We start from the raw sequence: 16,664 nt of genomic DNA, 5'->3' as shown, positions 1-16,664 counted from the left end.
AAATATTGATTCGCTCCATGAGGGGCGACGCATCGGCAGTTTCGTGCAGCGGGCGCCGCCGGCGATACAGTCGTCGACCATGCCGTGCTGCCGCAGGCGGGGGGCGCCGGTCTGCCGCGGCGCGGGCTTGAAATCGCCGGCGCAAGCCTTACCCTGCGATCCCCTGCCTTTGCAACGCCCTGTGCCGAGACTCGACGATGCCGATCTACGAATTCCAATGCGCCGCCTGCAGCAACCGTTTCGACCGCCTGCAGAAGCTCAGTGATCCCGATCCGACCGTATGTCCGAGTTGCGGCGCCGAGCGCATTTCGCGCCGGCTGACCGCGCCGGCGTTCCGTCTCAGCGGCAGCGGCTGGTATGAAACCGATTTCAAGAAGGACGGCGACAAGAAGCGCAATCTCGCCGGCAGGGACGAGGCATCGAAATCCGGGCCGGACGGGGCGAAGACCGATTCGGGTTCCAAACCGTCGCCAGCCCCTGCATCCGACGTCGCCAGGCCGGCCGCGGCGGCGAAGGCGAAAAGCGATTCCGCGCCGGCGAACAAAGACTGAGTCCAACTGTCGACTAAACGGATTCGTCCGGCTTGACTTTGCACACGGTTGTTCCGTGTGCCGAGTCCGCTACACTCCACTGGCTACAATCACTAAGGGAGTGTGAACATGTCTATTCGAATTTTCGTGGCGTTTCTGGTTTTGGCGGCCGGCATTTTGCCGAGCGCGGTGGTGCGTGCGCAGTATTACGGCGGAGGGCCCGGCGATATGGTCGATTGCCGCAGCAGCGGCTACAACTACCAGCGTTGCCCGGTGCCCTGGCGCGACGCGCGTCTGATGCGCAAGTTGTCCAGCGCGGAATGCGTGCGTGGACGCAGTTGGGGCTTCGACCGGCGCGGTTTCGTCTGGGTAGATCATGGTTGTGCGGGCCGCTTCGCCGACGTTGCGGGTCCGGGTCCTGGGCCGGCACCGTGGCAGCCTGGTCCGGATTGGAATCAGCGCTTCACGGTTCGTTGCGAGAGCAACGATGGGCAGAACCACTTCTGTCAAGTCGACGTCGGCGGGAACGGTCGCGTGTACCTGCAGCGTCAGGAATCGAGTTCGCCGTGCATCGAGGGCCGGACCTGGGGCTGGAACCGCGCCGGTGTATGGGTCGTGCAGGGTTGCCGCGGCACCTTCTCGATCGATCGCCGCTGGTAAGCGCAGCTTGCATTTGAAAGGCATGGCCAGGGACGGCCGCCATTCCTTATTCTGGTACGGGAATGATATCGGAGCAAACGAAAACGCCTGCCTCGAGCAGGCGTTTTCGTTTGCAGTGCAACAAAAACCCTCGTAGGATTCCGCACCCGTTCATACGGGCCTGTGGCGTGAGAGTCGATGACCGGCCATCCTAGTCGGGCTTTCAGTCGGGTTTGGGAATTCTGCGGAGTAGTTCTTGGGCATGCGCACGCATTACTGCGGTCTCGTCGACGAGACCCTTGTCGGTTCCGAAGTCACGCTTTGCGGCTGGGCGGATACGCGCCGCGATCACGGCGGAGTGATATTCGTGGATTTGCGCGATCACGAAGGCGTGGTCCAGGTCGTGGTCGAGCCCGAGAACGGCAACGCGTTCGCCGCGGCCGAGCACGTGCGCTATGAATTCTGCCTGCGCATCACCGGTCGCGTGCGTGCGCGTCCGGCAGCGCAGGTCAACGATCGCTTGAAAACGGGCAAGATCGAAGTCGTCGCCGACAAGGTCGAAGTGCTCAATGCGAGCGCGCCCTTGCCGTTCATGCTCGACGACACGCCGGGCGAGGACGCGCGCCTGCGCTACCGCTATCTCGACATCCGCCGCCCGGACATGCAGCGCAAGCTGCGCATGCGCACGCGCCTGGTCGCCGCGCTGCGCCGCTACCTCGATGAGCGCGGATTCCAGGACATCGAAACGCCGATCCTGACCAAGGCCACGCCCGAGGGCGCGCGCGACTACCTCGTGCCTTCGCGCGTGCATCCGACCGAGTTCTTCGCCCTGCCGCAGTCGCCGCAGCTGTTCAAGCAGCTGCTGATGATGGCCGGCATGGACCGCTACTACCAGATCGCGCGCTGCTTCCGCGACGAGGACCTGCGCGCCGACCGCCAGCCCGAATTCACCCAGCTCGACATGGAGTTCGCGTTCGTCGAAGAACCCGACGTGCAGGACACGGTCGAGGCGATGATCCGCGAGGTGTTCCGCGAAGTCGCCGGCGTGGAGTTGGCGAATCCGTTCCCGCGCATGACCTACGCCGAGGCGATGCGCCTGTACGGCTCCGACAAGCCCGACCTGCGCATCGCGTTGCAGCTCGTCGACATCGCCGGACACGTCAGGCATGTCGATTTCAAAGTGTTCTCGGGTCCCGCAAACGATGCCGGCGGTCGCGTCGTCGCGCTGCGCCTGCCGAACGGCGCGTCTCAGCCGCGCAAGTATCTCGACGATCTCGGCCAGTACGTCACGCGCTACGGTGCGAAGGGCTTAGCGTGGATCCGCGTCGACGACATCGCCAAGGGCCGCGACGGCCTGATTTCGCCGATCACCAAGTTCCTCGACGACAAGGCGCTCGACGGCATATTCCAGGCGGTCGGCGCGCAGAACGGCGACGTGATCTTCTTCGGCGCCGGCCCGTACAAGACGGTCAGCGACTACATGGGCGCCTTGCGCCTCAAGGTCGGCAAGGACAACGGTCTCGCCGAGAACGCGTGGAAGCCGCTCTGGGTCACCGACTTCCCGATGTTCGAATACGACGCCGAGGCCAAGCGCTACGTCGCCCTGCATCATCCGTTCACCGCGCCGAAAGTCGACGACGTCGCCGACCTCAAGGCGAACGCGGCGACGGCCGTGTCGCGCGGCTACGACATGGTGCTCAACGGCAACGAGATCGGCGGCGGCTCGATCCGCATCCACCGCCCGGAAATGCAGTCGACCGTGTTCGAGCTGCTCGGCATCGGCGCCGAGGAAGCGGAAGCGAAATTCGGCTTCCTGCTCGAAGCGCTCAAGTACGGCGCACCGCCGCACGGCGGCATTGCGTTCGGCATCGACCGCATCGCCGCGCTGATCGCCGGCACCGAATCGATCCGCGACGTCATCGCATTCCCGAAGACCGCGAGCGCGCAGGATCTGCTCACCGGCGCGCCCTCGAACGTCGCCGAGGCGCAGTTGCAGGAACTGCACGTACGCGTGGTGAAGCCGGCCAAGCCGTAGCCGCGGGAGCAGGGGACCGGAGCGAGCAGGGGCGCATGAGCGAACACGTCATCCTCGTGCACGGGCTGTGGATGCGCGCCTTCACGCTGGCGGCGCTGCACCGCCGTATCGAGCGTGAAGGCTACAAAGTACACTTTTTCGACTATGCGAGCGTGCTCAGCGAACACGACGCCAGCATCGACAAGCTGGTCGAATTCGTGCGCGCGATCGAAAGCTCGGAAGAACCGCCGCGCCGCATCCATTTCGTCTGCCACAGCCTGGGCGGCCTGATGACGCTGCGCGCGCTGCGCAAGCTGCCCGACCTCGTTGCCGGTAGCGTGGTCTGCCTCGGCTCGCCGTTGCGCGGCAGTGCGATCGCGCGCAGCATCGCGCAGCTGCCGGGCGGCTCGTTCTTCATCGGCAAGAATCTCGGCGTGTTGCTCGAGGGCCTCGATCGTTGGAACGGCAAGCGCCCGGTCGGCGCGATCGCGGGGCGCCTGCCGTTCGGCCTCGGCCTCGTCTTCGGCGCGTTGCCGATGCCGCACGACGGCACGGTCAGCGTCGAGGAAACGCAGTTGCCGGGTCTGGCCGATCACGTTGTCGTGCCGGCGACGCACACGGGCCTCCTGTTCTCCGACGAGGCCGCGGCGCAGACCATCGCGTTTTTGCGCCATAAACGGTTTCATCACGCAGCCGCGGCGTAAGATAGCGACCATGGGCGCGGGCTCGACAACTCGTATTCTCGGCATCGACCCAGGCTCGCAACGTACGGGCGTCGGCATCGTCGACGTCGACGCGGCAGGACGGACGACGCACGTATTCCATGCCGCGGTGAACCTGCTCGACAACGAGAATTTTTCGCAGCGCCTCAAGCAGCTTTTCGACGAGTTGCGCGACATCGTGCTCGCGCATCGGCCGCACGAGGTCGCGATCGAACGCGTGTTCATGGCCCGCAATGCCGATTCGGCGCTCAAGCTCGGCCAGGCGCGCGGCGCGGCGATCTGCGCCGTGGTCGCGCACGGCCTGTTCGTCGCCGAATATTCGGCCAAGGAAATCAAGCAGTCGGTCGTCGGCGGCGGCGGCGCGGAGAAACGCCAGGTGCAGCACATGGTCGGCATGCTTTTGAACATCGAACGCAAGCTGCAGGCCGATGCGGCCGATGCGCTCGCGGTCGCGCTGACCCACGCGCATGCGCGTGCGAGCGCGCAGCGACTGCGCGTGGTCGTGCCGCTCGCGGGCCGCGCGCGCGGCAGCGCATCTTCGTGGAGAAGTTTCCGATGATCGGCCGCTTGCGCGGAATCCTCGCTTCGAAGCAGCCGCCGTGGCTCGTGATCGACGTCGGCGGCGTCGGCTACGAGATCGAGGCGCCGATGTCGACCGTATTCGACCTGCCCGAGACCGGACGCGAAGTCGCGCTCTACGTGCACTACGCGGCGAAGGAGGACACGGTGTCGCTGTACGGTTTCCTGCGCGAAGCCGAACGCGTGCTGTTCCGCACGATCCAGAAAGTTTCGGGCATCGGCGCGAAGACCGCGCTCGCCGTGCTGTCGGGCGTGTCGACCGACGAGTTCGCGCGCCTCGTCCAGTCGGGCGACATCGCCGCGTTGACGCGCATACCGGGCATCGGCAAGAAGACCGCCGAGCGCATCGTCGTCGAACTGCGCGACCGCGTCGACGGCGTGGCACTGGCGTCGCCGGCCGGCGGCACGGGCGTCGCGCCGAAGGATCCGCAGGCCGAAGCGGCGAGCGCATTGCAGCAGCTCGGCTACAAGCCGGCCGAGGCCGCGCGCCTGGTCAAGGAATCGGCCGCGAGCGACGACGATGCCGAGGCGATCATCCGCAAGGCGCTCAAGGCGGCCCTGCGCTAGAGGCAATCGAACCGTTCCGTTTTTGGGGATTCCGCATGCAGGCCAACGGACAAACGCTCACCGGCGCCGCGCGCAAGAAAGCGCTCGCGGCGCTCGCCCTCGGTGCGCTCGGCGTCGTCTACGGCGACATCGGCACCTCGCCGCTGTACGCGGTGCAGGTCACGTTCGGCGAGCAGGGTATCCCGGTGAGTGCGGACAACGTGCTCGGCGTTCTTTCGCTGATCTTCTGGTCGCTCGTCCTCGTCGTTTCGCTCAAGTACGTGGTCTTCATCATGCGCGCGGACAACAAGGGCGAAGGCGGCATCATGGCGCTGATGGCGCTGGCCCAGCGCGGCACGCGCGACAACGTGCGCCTGCGCCGCGTGATCGTCGTGCTCGGCCTGTTCGGCGCGTCGCTGTTCTACGGCGACGGCGTGATCACGCCGGCGGTGTCGATCCTGTCCGCGGTCGAGGGCGTCAAGGTCGCCGCGCCCGCGCTTGGGCACTGGGTGGTGCCTATCACGCTCGTCATCGTCGTCGGCCTGTTCTCGGTGCAGAAGCGCGGCACGGCGACGATGGGCGCGATGTTCGGACCGATCATGCTGCTCTGGTTCGCCGCTCTCGCCGCGCTCGGCGTCTGGCAGGTGCTGCGGCAGCCGCAAGTGCTGTACGCGCTCAATCCCTGGCATGCGGTGGTGTTTTTCCGCGACAACGGCGCGCATGCGTTTCTCGCTCTCGGTGGCGTGGTGCTGTGCCTGACCGGCGCCGAGGCGCTCTACGCGGACATGGGGCATTTCGGCAAGGAGCCGATCCGCATGGCCTGGTTCGGCTACGTGTCGCCCGCCCTGGTGCTGAACTATTTCGGCCAGGGCGCGTTGCTTCTGCACGATCCGGGCGCGCTCTCGAATCCGTTCTACCTGATGACGCCGCAGGCGCTGCTGTATCCGCTGATCGCACTGGCGACGGTGGCGGCGATCATCGCCTCGCAGGCGGTCATCACCGGCGCGTTCTCGATGACGCGCGAGGCGATCCAGCTCGGTTTCGCCCCTCGCATGGCGATCAAGCACACCTCGAAGGAGACGCAGGGGCAGATTTTCCTGCCGTGGGTCAATGGCATCCTGATGACTCTCATTCTCGGCGCCGTGCTCGGCTTCCGCTCATCGGCCAATCTCGCCGCCGCCTATGGCATCGCGGTGACCGGCACGATGGCGGTGTCGACCTGCCTCGCCTGCGTCGTCGCGCGGCGCATCTGGGGCTGGAACCGCTATCTCGTGATCGTGCTCGGGCTGGCGTTCCTGACCGTGGACGTCTCCTACTTCAGCGCGAACGCGATCAAGATCGAGCACGGCGGCTGGTTTCCGCTCGTGCTGGGCCTCGGTTCGTTCCTGATCATGAGCACATGGCGCAAGGGGCGCGAACTCGTGTTGCGCGAGTTGAAGCAGGGCGGTCTCGCGCTGGAGCCGTTCATCGAAAGCGTCGTCGCGCATCCGCCGCTTCGCGTGCCCGGCACCGCAGTATTCCTGACCGCCAACATCAACGCCGTGCCGAACGCGATGTTGCACAATCTCAAGCACAACAAGGTGCTGCACGAGCGCAACATCCTGATGACGGTGGAGACGCTCGACACGCCCGTGGCCGAATACGGCGAGCGCACCGAGATCACCGCGCTCGGCCACGAGTTCTATCGCGTCGTGCTGCGTTACGGCTTCGCCGAGGACCCGAACATCCCGTATTCGCTGCAGAACTGCGAGGCCAAGGGCTTGGGCTTCGAGATGATGGACACGACGTTCTTCCTCAGCCGCGAGAATGTCGTCGCTTCCGCCGGTGCGCGAGGCATGCCGGCCTGGCGCGACAAGCTGTTCGCCTTCCTCACCCGCAACGCCAGCCCGGCGACGGCGTTTTTCCGCATTCCGGGAAACCGCATGATCGAGCTCGGTACGCAGGTGGAGATTTGATGCCGCGATCCTTTGGTGCGGGTGTTCCTGCCATAATCGCGGCATGAACGATTCACGCCTGATTTCATCGACGTCCACACGCGAGGACGAGCTGCTAGAAGCCTCGATCCGTCCGCAGAAACTGTCCGAATACCTCGGCCAGCAGGCGGTGCGCGAGCAACTCGGCATCTACATCGAGGCGGCCAAAAGGCGCGGGGAGGCGCTCGACCACGTGCTGATCTTCGGCCCGCCCGGCCTCGGCAAGACGACGCTGTCGCACGTGATTGCGAACGAGCTCGGCGTCAGCCTGCGCACGACCTCGGGGCCGGTGATCGAGCGCGCGGGCGATCTCGCCGCGCTGCTCACCAACCTGCAGCCGCGCGACGTGCTGTTCGTCGACGAGATCCATCGTTTGTCGCCTATCGTCGAGGAAATCCTCTATCCGGCGATGGAGGACAACCAGATCGACATCATGATCGGCGAAGGGCCGGCCGCGCGCTCGATCAAGCTCGACCTGCCCCCGTTCACGCTGATCGGCGCGACGACGCGCGCGGGCATGCTGACCAATCCGCTGCGCGACCGCTTCGGCATCGTGCAGCGGCTCGAGTTCTACACGCCCGACGAGCTCGCCGCGATCGTGCGGCGCTCGGCGAAGATTCTCGGCATCGCCTGCGCCGACGACGGCGCGGCGGAAATTGCCCATCGTTCGCGCGGAACGCCGCGCATCGCCAATCGCCTGCTGCGGCGCGTGCGCGATTATGCGGAAGTGAAGGCGGGCGGGCGCATCACGCGCGAAGTCGCGGTCGCGGCGATGGAGATGCTCAAGGTCGATGCGGCCGGTTTCGACGCGCTGGACCGGCGCCTGCTCGGCACGGTCATCGACCACTTCGACGGCGGCCCGGTCGGCGTCGAATCGCTCGCCGCGGCGCTCAGCGAGGAGCGCGGCACGATCGAGGACGTGCTCGAACCGTACCTGATCCAGCAGGGCTACCTGATGCGCACCGCGCGCGGGCGCATGGTCACGCGCAAGGCGTATCTGCATCTGGGATTGAAGGCGCCGAAGCGCTCGCCGCGGCCAGAAGACCTGTTCGACGGCGGCGAGGCGGAGTCCGGCGAATGAGCAGCGACGCAGCGACGGCGGCACCGGTCTTTTCCTGGCCCGTGCGCATCTACTGGGAAGACACCGACGCCGGCGGCATCGTCTACTACGCCAACTATCTGCGCTTCCTCGAACGCGCGCGCACCGAGTGGCTGCGCAGCCTCGGCATCGACCAGTCGCGCGTGCGCGACGAACTCGGCGTGGTCTTCGTCGTGCGCGACGTGGCGGTGGAATACCTGGCGCCGGCACGGCTCGACGACGAGATGGAATCCACGGTAGATACGGTCGAGCGTCGTTCAGCTTCGATGACTTTCGCGCAACGTATACTCCGGCGTGCCGACGGCGCCGTGCTCGTGACCGCGCGCGTGCGCGCGGCCTGCGTCGCGGCGGCCGATTTCAAACCGCAGCGCATCCCCGAATCCCTGGTTTTCCTCAAGCCATAACTACGATATGCCCACTACCGGCGGTCTGAACATCATCGACCTCGTGCTCAACGCGAGCATCTTCGTCAAGCTCGTCATGCTGCTGCTGCTGATCTTCTCGTTCATGTCCTGGGCGATCATCTTCCGCAAGCGCGCGATGCTCAACCGGACGATGGAAGGGGCGGACGAATTCGAGGAGCGCTTCTGGTCGGGCGCCGACCTCGCCGGGCTGTTCCGCGAAGTCACTTCGAGCGGCGCGACCACCGGCATCGAAAGCATCTTCGAAGCCGGCTTCCGCGAGTTTGCGCGCCTGCGCCAGCGCGGCCGCCTCGACGCGCGCACGATCCTTGAGGGTGCGCAACGCGGCATGCGCGTGGCCGAGTCGCGCGAGCTGGACCGGCTCGAACAGAACGTCGAATTCCTCGCCAACGTCGGTTCGATCAGCCCCTACGTCGGCCTGCTCGGTACCGTCGCCGGCATCATGATCGCCTTCGTCGGCCTGGCCAACCAGAAAGAGGCGACGATCGCCACCGTCGCGCCCGGCATCGCCGAGGCGCTGATCGCCACGGCGATGGGCCTGATCGCCGCGATCCCCGCGGTATGGGCATACAACCGCTTCCAGACCAAGATCGAGCGCCTGTCCACGCGCTTCGACACCTTCGTCGAGGAATTTTCCTCGATCCTGCAGCGCCAGGTGCACGCGGACGACGGCGCCTGACCCCGCGCCGCTCCGACTCACGTTGAAGCCATCATGCGCACGCGCAAGAAACGCAAGCTCAAGGCCGAGATCAACGTTGTTCCGTACATCGACGTGATGCTCGTGCTGCTGATCATCTTCATGGTGACGGCACCGTTGCTCAACCTCGGCGTCGACATCAAGTTGCCGCAGTCCACCGCGAAGGCCGTGTCCGTGCCGAAAGAGCCGGTTCTCATCGGCGTCGACAAGGACGGAAAGTTCTACCTCACCAAGAGCGGCGCACCGCGCGAGGAGATGTCTCCCGACGACATCGTCAAGCAGGTGGCCGCGATCGTGCGCCAGAACCCGGATGTCCCTGTGTTGTTCGGTGCGGATTCGCGCGTGCCGTATGGGCAGGCGTATCAGAATCTGGCCGGGCCTGCAGCAGGCAGGGGTGACGCATCTGCAATTGATGAGCCAGCCGTTGCAGGATTCCAACAAGTAGCGATAGTCCACATCGCGACCGAATGATGGAGACCACGAGCGACAAGGCCCGCGCCTACCTGTATGCACTGCTCGTGCATCTGGGCGTGTTCGCGTTGCTGTTTTTCGGTCTGTTCTGGGCGACGCCGCAGGCGATGCCGACGTTGCAGGGGCCGGTCATCGAAGCCGAACTGGTCGGCAAAGTCGGCGCGCCGAAGCTCGTGCCACCGAGCAAGACGCCGCCCGTGCCGCCGAAGCAGGAAGCCGCTCCGCCACCCGCGCCCAAACCCGCGCCGCCTCCGCCTCCGCAGCCGGAAAAGACGCCGCCGCCGACCGTGCAGAAGAACGACAACGTCGATCAGGAAAAGATCGCCGAGATGGCGATGCTCAAGGCCGAGCAGGCGAAGAAGGCGGAAGAGGAGAAGGTCAAGCAGAAACAGATCCTGCTGCAGGAAGAAAAGGAACGCAAGGAAGCCGAGCAGCGCGAGAAGCAGGAGCAGATCCAAAAGCAGCTCGAGGATATTCGCAAGGAACGCGCGGCGAACGAAAAGAAGCTGCGTCTTGCGAAGGAAAAATTGCAGCAGCTCGACGACCTGCAGGAGCAGCAATCGTCGGCCAAGCCGGTGAAAGCGCCGGCTGCCGACGTACCCGAGTCCGACGTGGCCAAAACCGGGATGAACGGCAGCGATTCGAGCCTGCTCGCCGAATACAGTTCAGCGATCATCAAGGTCGTGACTGATAATTGGAATCGCCCGGACACGACGCCGAACGGCGTGCGCTGCACGATCACGATCACGCAGATTCCCGGCGGCATGGTGATCAGTACTGCGATCGGGTCGCCGTGCAATGCCGACATGGTGACGCAGAACTCGATCAAGCAGGCCGTCACCAAGGCGCAGCCGCTGCCGTACAAGGGCTACGAAAGCGTTTTTCAGCGCAACATCACTTTCATCTTCAAATACGACGGTGGTTAGAACATGCAGCAACGACTCCTGAATTGGCTTGCCGTCCTCGCTTTTGCGGTCTGGGCGACGCCGCTGTTCGCGCAGGGCCTGACGCTCGAAATCGCCAATGGCAACGCTTCGGCGCTGCCGATCGCGGTCGTCCCGTTCCAGTGGCAGGGCAGCGGCGCGCCGCCGGAGACGAACGTCTCCGACATCGTCGCCAACGACCTCAACCGCTGCGGCCAGTTCCGCGCGCTGCCGAAGTCGGATGTTGTCGAAACTCCCGCGCGAGGTAGCGAGATCAAATTCCCGACCTGGCGCCTGCTCAAGCAGGACTACATCGTCGTCGGCCGCGTCATCGATCAGGGCGCGGGCGAGATCAAGGTCGAGTTCGAGCTGTACACCGTGGGCGACCAGAAGAACCTCGCCAGTCTCGCGATCAGCGGCCAGCGCAGCGACCTGCGCGGCATCGCCCACCGCGTCGCCGACACGGTCTACGAGAAGATCACCGGCGTGCGCGGCGCGTTCGACACGCGCATCGCCTACGTCACCGCGCGCGGCACCGGCAACAACGCGTCCTACGCATTGATGATCGCCGACTCCGACGGCTACGGCCCGCAGCAGGTGGTCACTTCGCGCCAGCCATTGCTGTCGCCGGCGTGGTCGCCGGACGGGCGCAAGCTTGCTTACGAATCGTTCGAGCGCGGCTCCTCGGCCATCTACATCCAGGACATCGCCACCGGCGCGCGCGAAGTGGTCTCCGCGCGCAAGGGCATCAACTCTTCGCCGGCGTTTTCGCCGGACGGCAGCAAGCTCGCGTTGAGCCTGTCGAACGGCGTCAACCCGGACATCTACGTGATGGACCTGGGCAGCCGCTCGCTGACCCAGCTCACGCGCAACTACGCGATCGACACCGAACCGGTATGGTCGTCCGACGGCGCGACGATCTATTTCACCTCCGACCGCGGCGGCAAGCCGCAGATCTACCAAGTATCGGTGGGCGGCGGCGAATCGCGCATAACCTTCGCCGGCGATCAGAACCTCAAGGCTTCGGTTAGCTACGACGGCAAGAAAATCGCCATGTCGCAGGGCAATAAAAACATGTATCATATCGCCGTTTTGGATCGCGCTTCGGGCAGCAACACGCCCATTTCGCCGGGGAATTTCGACGAATCGCCGAGTTTCGCGCCGAACGCGAGCATGCTTCTGTACGCCGCGACCGAGGGACCGCGCGACGTGCTCTACGCTGTATCGGCGGACGGTCGCGTTCGCCAGAGGCTGGTTCTGGCCGACGGGGATGTGCGCACGCCGGCGTGGGGACCTTACCGTCAGCGTGGACAATAAAAAACCTCGACCTGGACGTCGAGATACCGAACTACTCCCTAAGCCAACCATTGAGGCAATGACCATGAAAACCCCGTTCCGCGTTCTCCTGACCACCGTTGCTGCGACGGCTGCGCTCGCCGCGTGCTCGAGCAACAAGCCGAAGCCGCCTCCGCCGCCGGTCGACAACGGCCCGGTGGCCACCACGGCGCCGACCAGCAACGGCAGGTACACCGTCGACAGCCTCGACAAAGATCCGTGCCTGCGCCAGCGCGTCATCTACTTCGATCTGGACAAGACCGAAATCCACTCGGAATTCCAGGCCCAGATCGCCTGCCACGCCGAATACCTGCGCGAGTTCCCCGGCGCGAAGGTGACGCTGGAAGGCAACGCCGACGAGCGCGGCACGCGCGACTACAACCAGGGCCTCGGCGAGCGCCGCGGCAACGCCGTCTCCAGCGCGCTCTCCGCCGCCGGAGCTTCGGTCAGCCAGATCAACGTCGTCAGCTACGGCGAAGAGCGTCCGGTCTGCCGCGAGCACAACGAGGGCTGCTGGCAGAAGAACCGCCGCGTCGAGATCGTCTATACCTCGAAGCAGTAACGGCGGAACCAAGAGCGAGGCGCGCAGGTCGAAAGCACCGGCGCGCCTTTTCTTTTTTCGAACCCGAGAAACCATGTCCACGACCTCGACCCGTTTTCTCCGTGCGTCGGCCCTGCTCGCCGTCGCGGCGCTCGCGGCTCCCGCGCACGCGCAGCGCGAAAGTCTCGCAGAGCGCGTCGCCCGGCTCGAACAGCAGAGCGGCAGCCAGGGCGGCAGCGTCGAACTGGTCAACCAGATCAATGCGCTGCAGTCGCAGGTCCAGCAACTGCAGGGCCAGAACGAGGAACTCAAGCACCAGCTCGACCAGCTCAAGCAGCAGGTGCACGATCAGGCCATCGATGCCGATTCGCGTCTGAGCAAGCTCGAAGGCAAGCCGTCCGCTGCGACAGCGGCGAATGCGCCGGCGAACAACGGACAGATGCAGGACATCTCGCTCGGCGCAGGCGCGGCCGTGCCGCCGAATACCGCGCCGCCTGCAGTCGACTCCGCGCCGGCACCGCTACCGCCGCCCGCCAATCCGGCCGATGAGAAGGCTGCCTACGATGCGGCCTTCGCCACGCTCAAGGACGGCCGCTATGCCGAATCCGCGCGCGCGTTCCAGAGTTTCCTCGGCCAGTATCCGAACAGCGACCTGGCACCGAATGCGTACTACTGGCTCGGCGAATCGTACTACGTCACCCAGAACTATCCGGTTTCCCTCGACGCGTTCAACAAGCTGCTCGCGCAGTATCCGAACAGCCAGAAAGCCTCCGCCGCGCTGCTCAAGGTCGGCTATTGCCAGTACGAACTCAAGCAGTGGGATCAGGCCGAGGCGACGCTCAACCAGGTCGTCGCGAAGTATCCAGGCACGCAGGAAGCGAACCTTGCCCAGGGCCGCCTGCGCGCGCTCAAGATGGAACGCCGATAAGCTTTTTGCTCGTCATTCCCGCGAAGGCGGGAATCCAGTGACTTTTCATTTTCCGCCTCCCTGAACGGCAAAGGCGCTGGATTCCGGCTTTCGCCGGAATGACGGCCGGTTGGTCTACTTGCGATCATGTCGTCTGAAACTTCCACCGCCAGCGCCGGGCGCCTGCGCATCACCGAAATCTTCCACTCGCTGCAGGGTGAGTCGAGGACTGTCGGCTGGCCGACCGTATTCGTGCGCCTGACCGGCTGTCCGTTGCGCTGCGTCTGGTGCGATACCGAATACGCCTTCCACGGCGGCGAGTGGCGCGAGATAGGCGACATTGTAGAAGAAGTGAAAAAGTATAAAACGCGGCATGTCTGCGTCACCGGCGGCGAGCCGCTCGCGCAGAAGCGCTGCCTGGAGCTGCTGCGCAGGCTTTGCGACGAGGGTTTCGAGGTGTCGCTGGAAACCTCGGGCGCGCTCGACGTGGCGCAGGTCGATCCGCGCGTCAGCCGCGTCGTCGACGTGAAGGCGCCGGGCTCGGGCGAGTCCGCGCGCAACCTGCCGGGCAATCTCGACGTGCTCAACGCCCACGACCAGATCAAGTTCGTGCTCGCCGACCGCGCCGATTACGATTGGGCGCTGGCCATGCTCGACGAGCGTGACCTGGCCTCGCGCTGCGAAGTATTGTTTTCGCCTGTCGCCGGCAAACTCGCGCCGCGCGACCTCGCCGACTGGATTCTCTCCGACAGCCGCCAGGTGCGCATGCAGGTGCAATTGCACAAGCTGCTCTGGGGCAACGAGCCGGGGCGGTAGCCGTGATTCGCGATTTGGGATTGCGGACTCCGCAGTTTCGTGCGCTGCATTTGCGATAGCGCGTAAAGAGAGCGGGCACTTGAAGGCCAAGCAAATATGTCAACGAACATCACTCCAATCACGAATCACGAATCACGAATCACGTCTCCCCGGCGCGCCGTCGTCCTCGTCTCAGGCGGCATGGATTCCGCCGTCACGCTCGCCATCGCGCGCGCGAGGGGCTTCGCCTGCCACGCGCTCAGCGTCGAATACGGCCAGCGCCACGCCTCCGAACTCGCCGCCGCCCGGCGCGTCGCTGCGCGCTGCGCGGTCGCGCACAAGACCGTGCACGTGGACCTGCGCAGCATCGGTGGCTCGGCGCTGACCGACGACATCGCCGTACCCGAGCAAGGTGGCGACGGCATTCCGGTCACCTACGTGCCGGCACGCAACACGATCATGCTGTCGATCGCGCTCGGCTGGGCCGAAGTGCTCGGCGCGCAGGACATCTTCTGCGGCGTCAACGCGGTCGATTACTCCGGTTATCCCGATTGCCGGCCCGAATTCATCGCCGCGTTCGAACACCTCGCCAATCTCGCCACCAAGGTCGGTGTCGAGGCGAAGAAACTGACGGTGCACGCGCCGCTGATCCGCATGAGCAAGGCCGACATCGTCCGCCGCGGCAACGAACTCGGCGTCGATTTCGCCGAAACCGTGTCGTGTTACCAGGCCGACACGGATGGCCGCGCCTGCGGCCACTGCGACGCCTGCCGCCTGCGCGCGCTCGGCTTCGCCGATGCCGGCGTGGCCGATCCGACGCGCTATCGTTGATCGCGCCCGGCCAATGGGCGTAATGCTTTTCTTGCTGAAATCACCTGCGCCAACTAGAATTCGCGACCCGGCTGCCGCATTGCAGCCGTTTCGTGCCCGCACCGCACACTCCTCCGCAAGAGAAGGGGATTCGATAGCTGGCCGCGCGCGACATCGTCGACGGGATGAAACGGGCCGTTAGCTCAGTCGGTAGAGCAGCGGACTTTTAATCCGTTGGTCGCTGGTTCGAATCCAGCACGGCCCACCACTTCGTAATCCGCCGACGTCCGCCAAAGCTTGGAAGCATTGAAAAACCCGCACCACTGTGCGGGTTTCTTGTTTGTGGACGTTCGCCCGTGTCTGTAGACATCCAGCGAAGAAGTGAGTACCGTCGTGAGTAATTGCCGACTGGCTCCGGCCTATTACTCACTTGCGGAGTACTCACATGCTGACCGACACCAAGCTTCGTGCGCTCAAGCCGAAGGCGAAGCTTTACCGCGTTGCCGACTCGAACGGGTTGTGTATCGAGGTGCGTCCGACCGGTGCGCGCTTGTGGCGCTATCGCTACCGATTCAACGGCAACGCCAGCATGATCGGGTTGGGCGAATACCCGACGATGGGACTTGCGGACGCACGCGCGGAACGCGACAAGGCGCGCAAGCTGCTCAAGGGTGGCGGCAATCCGGCCGATGCCATGCGCGCCGCCAAGGCCGCGCAGTTGGAGCGCGCCGAAAACACCTTCGGTGCGATCGCGAAGGAATGGCTGGCGAAGCGTGGCAAGGAAGGGCTGTCCGTTGGCACCATCGCGCGCGAGCGCAGATTGATCGACAGCGACCTTGCTCCGTACATCGGACGCACGCCGATCGCCGAAGTGACTGCGCCTGCATTGCTCGCGGCCCTGCGCCGGGTCGAAGCGCGCGCCGTGGAAACCGCGCACCGCGCGCGAAGCCTTTGCGGCCAGGTGTTTCGCTATGCGATTGCAACCGGCCGTGCCGATCGCAACCCGGCGGCCGACCTCGCGGGTGCGCTCACGGCACCGCAGTCCAGGCACTTTGCAAGCATCACCGAGCCGATGCAGGTTGCGACGCTGCTGCGAGCCATGTGGAGCTATCAGGGCACGCCGGCCGTCATGGCGGCCCTCAAACTGGCGCCGCTGCTATTCGTGCGACCGGGCGAACTGCGCACCATGCGTTGGGCGGACGTGAGTCTTGATGCCGCCGAATGGCGCTACACCACCAGCAAGACCGGCACGGCACACATCGTCCCACTGGCCTCGCAATCCGTGGAAATCCTGCGCGAGCTGCATCCCATCACCCAGCGCAGCGAGTATGTTTTCCCGAGCGCCCGCGGCGCCGGCCGGCCAATGAGCGAGAACGCGATCAATATCGCGTTGCGCACGATGGGCTTTGACAGCGAGACGATGACCGGCCACGGCTTCCGCGCGATGGCGCGCACGATCCTCGACGAGGTGCTCGGCTTTCATCCCGACTACATCGAGCACCAGTTGGCGCACGCTGTCAAAGACCCGAACGGGCGCGCCTACAACCGCACGGCGCACCTGCCCGAGCGCAAGAAGATGATGCAGGCGTGGGCCACTTACCTGGACGCGCTGCGCACCAGCGCGAACGTCGTACCGCTCAAGCAGAAGGCGAGCCGGTGAA

Annotated in this window: 18 protein-coding genes and 1 tRNA gene; all 19 read left to right on the top strand. The window is 65.2% G+C overall.

All coding sequences use genetic code 11. From position 1 onward, the window contains the following. Positions 1–197: 197 nt before the first annotated feature. The 19 genes from QM741_RS18555 (at position 198) to QM741_RS18465 (ending at position 16,663) form a co-directional block, all read left to right on the top strand. Positions 198–551 (top strand): FmdB family zinc ribbon protein, encoded by a 354-nt coding sequence (locus tag QM741_RS18555; RefSeq protein WP_415209228.1) that lies wholly within the window; start codon positions 198–200, stop codon positions 549–551. A gap of 108 nt (positions 552–659) precedes the next feature. Next, positions 660–1,190: a DUF3011 domain-containing protein gene (locus QM741_RS18550; RefSeq protein WP_415209310.1), complete on the top strand. Its 531-nt coding sequence runs from the start codon at positions 660–662 to the stop codon at positions 1,188–1,190. Between the two features lie 241 nt (positions 1,191–1,431). Continuing rightward, positions 1,432–3,204 (top strand): aspartate--tRNA ligase, encoded by a 1,773-nt coding sequence (aspS, locus tag QM741_RS18545; protein WP_415209227.1) that lies wholly within the window; start codon positions 1,432–1,434, stop codon positions 3,202–3,204. A gap of 35 nt (positions 3,205–3,239) precedes the next feature. Next, a complete protein-coding gene (locus tag QM741_RS18540; RefSeq protein WP_415209226.1) occupies positions 3,240–3,887 on the top strand; it encodes an esterase/lipase family protein in 648 nt (215 codons plus the stop codon). 10 nt (positions 3,888–3,897) lie between these two features. Continuing rightward, positions 3,898–4,464: a crossover junction endodeoxyribonuclease RuvC gene (gene ruvC / locus QM741_RS18535; protein WP_415209225.1), complete on the top strand. Its 567-nt coding sequence runs from the start codon at positions 3,898–3,900 to the stop codon at positions 4,462–4,464. Beyond that, positions 4,461–5,051, top strand: a complete 591-nt coding sequence (ruvA, locus tag QM741_RS18530) for a Holliday junction branch migration protein RuvA (protein ID WP_415209224.1) — start codon at positions 4,461–4,463, stop codon at positions 5,049–5,051. Before ruvC ends, ruvA begins: the two co-directional genes overlap by 4 nt. A gap of 35 nt (positions 5,052–5,086) precedes the next feature. Further along, on the top strand, positions 5,087–6,985 hold the full coding sequence (locus QM741_RS18525) for a potassium transporter Kup (protein WP_415209223.1): 1,899 nt from the start codon (positions 5,087–5,089) through the stop codon (positions 6,983–6,985). A 43-nt stretch (positions 6,986–7,028) separates the two neighbouring features. Continuing rightward, complete coding sequence (gene ruvB, locus QM741_RS18520; RefSeq protein ID WP_415209222.1) at positions 7,029–8,084, top strand: Holliday junction branch migration DNA helicase RuvB; 1,056 nt, start codon at positions 7,029–7,031, stop codon at positions 8,082–8,084. Next, entirely contained in the window at positions 8,081–8,506 is a 426-nt protein-coding gene (ybgC, locus tag QM741_RS18515; protein ID WP_415209221.1) for a tol-pal system-associated acyl-CoA thioesterase, read from the top strand. The genes ruvB and ybgC overlap by 4 nt, the downstream gene beginning before the upstream one ends. 7 nt (positions 8,507–8,513) lie before the next feature. After that, positions 8,514–9,203: a protein TolQ gene (gene tolQ / locus QM741_RS18510; protein WP_415209220.1), complete on the top strand. Its 690-nt coding sequence runs from the start codon at positions 8,514–8,516 to the stop codon at positions 9,201–9,203. Positions 9,204–9,236: 33 nt separating this feature from the next. Beyond that, complete coding sequence (locus tag QM741_RS18505; RefSeq protein WP_415209219.1) at positions 9,237–9,692, top strand: ExbD/TolR family protein; 456 nt, start codon at positions 9,237–9,239, stop codon at positions 9,690–9,692. Further along, positions 9,692–10,618: a cell envelope integrity protein TolA gene (locus QM741_RS18500; protein WP_415209218.1), complete on the top strand. Its 927-nt coding sequence runs from the start codon at positions 9,692–9,694 to the stop codon at positions 10,616–10,618. The genes QM741_RS18505 and QM741_RS18500 overlap by 1 nt, the downstream gene beginning before the upstream one ends. A 3-nt stretch (positions 10,619–10,621) precedes the next feature. Further along, positions 10,622–11,932, top strand: a complete 1,311-nt coding sequence (gene tolB / locus QM741_RS18495; protein ID WP_415209217.1) for a Tol-Pal system beta propeller repeat protein TolB — start codon at positions 10,622–10,624, stop codon at positions 11,930–11,932. A gap of 64 nt (positions 11,933–11,996) precedes the next feature. After that, complete coding sequence (gene pal, locus QM741_RS18490) at positions 11,997–12,512, top strand: peptidoglycan-associated lipoprotein Pal (protein ID WP_415209216.1); 516 nt, start codon at positions 11,997–11,999, stop codon at positions 12,510–12,512. A gap of 73 nt (positions 12,513–12,585) precedes the next feature. Then, positions 12,586–13,419 carry a tol-pal system protein YbgF gene (gene ybgF, locus QM741_RS18485; protein WP_415209215.1) on the top strand — a complete coding sequence of 278 codons (834 nt, stop codon included), beginning with the start codon at positions 12,586–12,588 and terminating at the stop codon, positions 13,417–13,419. Positions 13,420–13,545: 126 nt separating this feature from the next. After that, positions 13,546–14,214 (top strand): 7-carboxy-7-deazaguanine synthase QueE, encoded by a 669-nt coding sequence (queE, locus tag QM741_RS18480; RefSeq protein ID WP_415209214.1) that lies wholly within the window; start codon positions 13,546–13,548, stop codon positions 14,212–14,214. Positions 14,215–14,310: 96 nt separating this feature from the next. After that, on the top strand, positions 14,311–15,024 hold the full coding sequence (gene queC / locus QM741_RS18475; RefSeq protein WP_415209213.1) for a 7-cyano-7-deazaguanine synthase QueC: 714 nt from the start codon (positions 14,311–14,313) through the stop codon (positions 15,022–15,024). Between the two features lie 171 nt (positions 15,025–15,195). After that, positions 15,196–15,271: transfer RNA gene (locus tag QM741_RS18470), tRNA-Lys, on the top strand. A 177-nt stretch (positions 15,272–15,448) separates the two neighbouring features. Then, positions 15,449–16,663, top strand: coding sequence for a tyrosine-type recombinase/integrase (locus QM741_RS18465; RefSeq protein ID WP_415209212.1), 1,215 nt, complete (start codon positions 15,449–15,451; stop codon positions 16,661–16,663). Position 16,664: the final 1 nt, after the last annotated feature.

It is taken from the genome of Rudaea sp., from assembly GCF_047601565.1.
Lineage (GTDB): Bacteria > Pseudomonadota > Gammaproteobacteria > Xanthomonadales > Rhodanobacteraceae > Rudaea.
Note: the sequence above shows the minus strand (reverse complement) of the source record. Positions and strands in the feature narration are given on the sequence as shown.

Coding starts and splice junctions, on each gene's coding strand:
- ybgC (WP_415209221.1), top strand. CDS start 8,081: ATGAGCAGCGACGCAGCGACGGCGGCACCGGTCTTTTCCTGGCCCGTG.
- QM741_RS18525 (WP_415209223.1), top strand. CDS start 5,087: ATGCAGGCCAACGGACAAACGCTCACCGGCGCCGCGCGCAAGAAAGCG.
- QM741_RS18555 (WP_415209228.1), top strand. CDS start 198: ATGCCGATCTACGAATTCCAATGCGCCGCCTGCAGCAACCGTTTCGAC.
- pal (WP_415209216.1), top strand. CDS start 11,997: ATGAAAACCCCGTTCCGCGTTCTCCTGACCACCGTTGCTGCGACGGCT.
- queE (WP_415209214.1), top strand. CDS start 13,546: ATGTCGTCTGAAACTTCCACCGCCAGCGCCGGGCGCCTGCGCATCACC.
- QM741_RS18465 (WP_415209212.1), top strand. CDS start 15,449: ATGCTGACCGACACCAAGCTTCGTGCGCTCAAGCCGAAGGCGAAGCTT.
- tolQ (WP_415209220.1), top strand. CDS start 8,514: ATGCCCACTACCGGCGGTCTGAACATCATCGACCTCGTGCTCAACGCG.
- QM741_RS18550 (WP_415209310.1), top strand. CDS start 660: ATGTCTATTCGAATTTTCGTGGCGTTTCTGGTTTTGGCGGCCGGCATT.
- ruvA (WP_415209224.1), top strand. CDS start 4,461: ATGATCGGCCGCTTGCGCGGAATCCTCGCTTCGAAGCAGCCGCCGTGG.
- QM741_RS18505 (WP_415209219.1), top strand. CDS start 9,237: ATGCGCACGCGCAAGAAACGCAAGCTCAAGGCCGAGATCAACGTTGTT.
- QM741_RS18540 (WP_415209226.1), top strand. CDS start 3,240: ATGAGCGAACACGTCATCCTCGTGCACGGGCTGTGGATGCGCGCCTTC.
- tolB (WP_415209217.1), top strand. CDS start 10,622: ATGCAGCAACGACTCCTGAATTGGCTTGCCGTCCTCGCTTTTGCGGTC.
- ybgF (WP_415209215.1), top strand. CDS start 12,586: ATGTCCACGACCTCGACCCGTTTTCTCCGTGCGTCGGCCCTGCTCGCC.
- ruvB (WP_415209222.1), top strand. CDS start 7,029: ATGAACGATTCACGCCTGATTTCATCGACGTCCACACGCGAGGACGAG.
- QM741_RS18500 (WP_415209218.1), top strand. CDS start 9,692: ATGGAGACCACGAGCGACAAGGCCCGCGCCTACCTGTATGCACTGCTC.
- aspS (WP_415209227.1), top strand. CDS start 1,432: ATGCGCACGCATTACTGCGGTCTCGTCGACGAGACCCTTGTCGGTTCC.
- ruvC (WP_415209225.1), top strand. CDS start 3,898: ATGGGCGCGGGCTCGACAACTCGTATTCTCGGCATCGACCCAGGCTCG.
- queC (WP_415209213.1), top strand. CDS start 14,311: ATGTCAACGAACATCACTCCAATCACGAATCACGAATCACGAATCACG.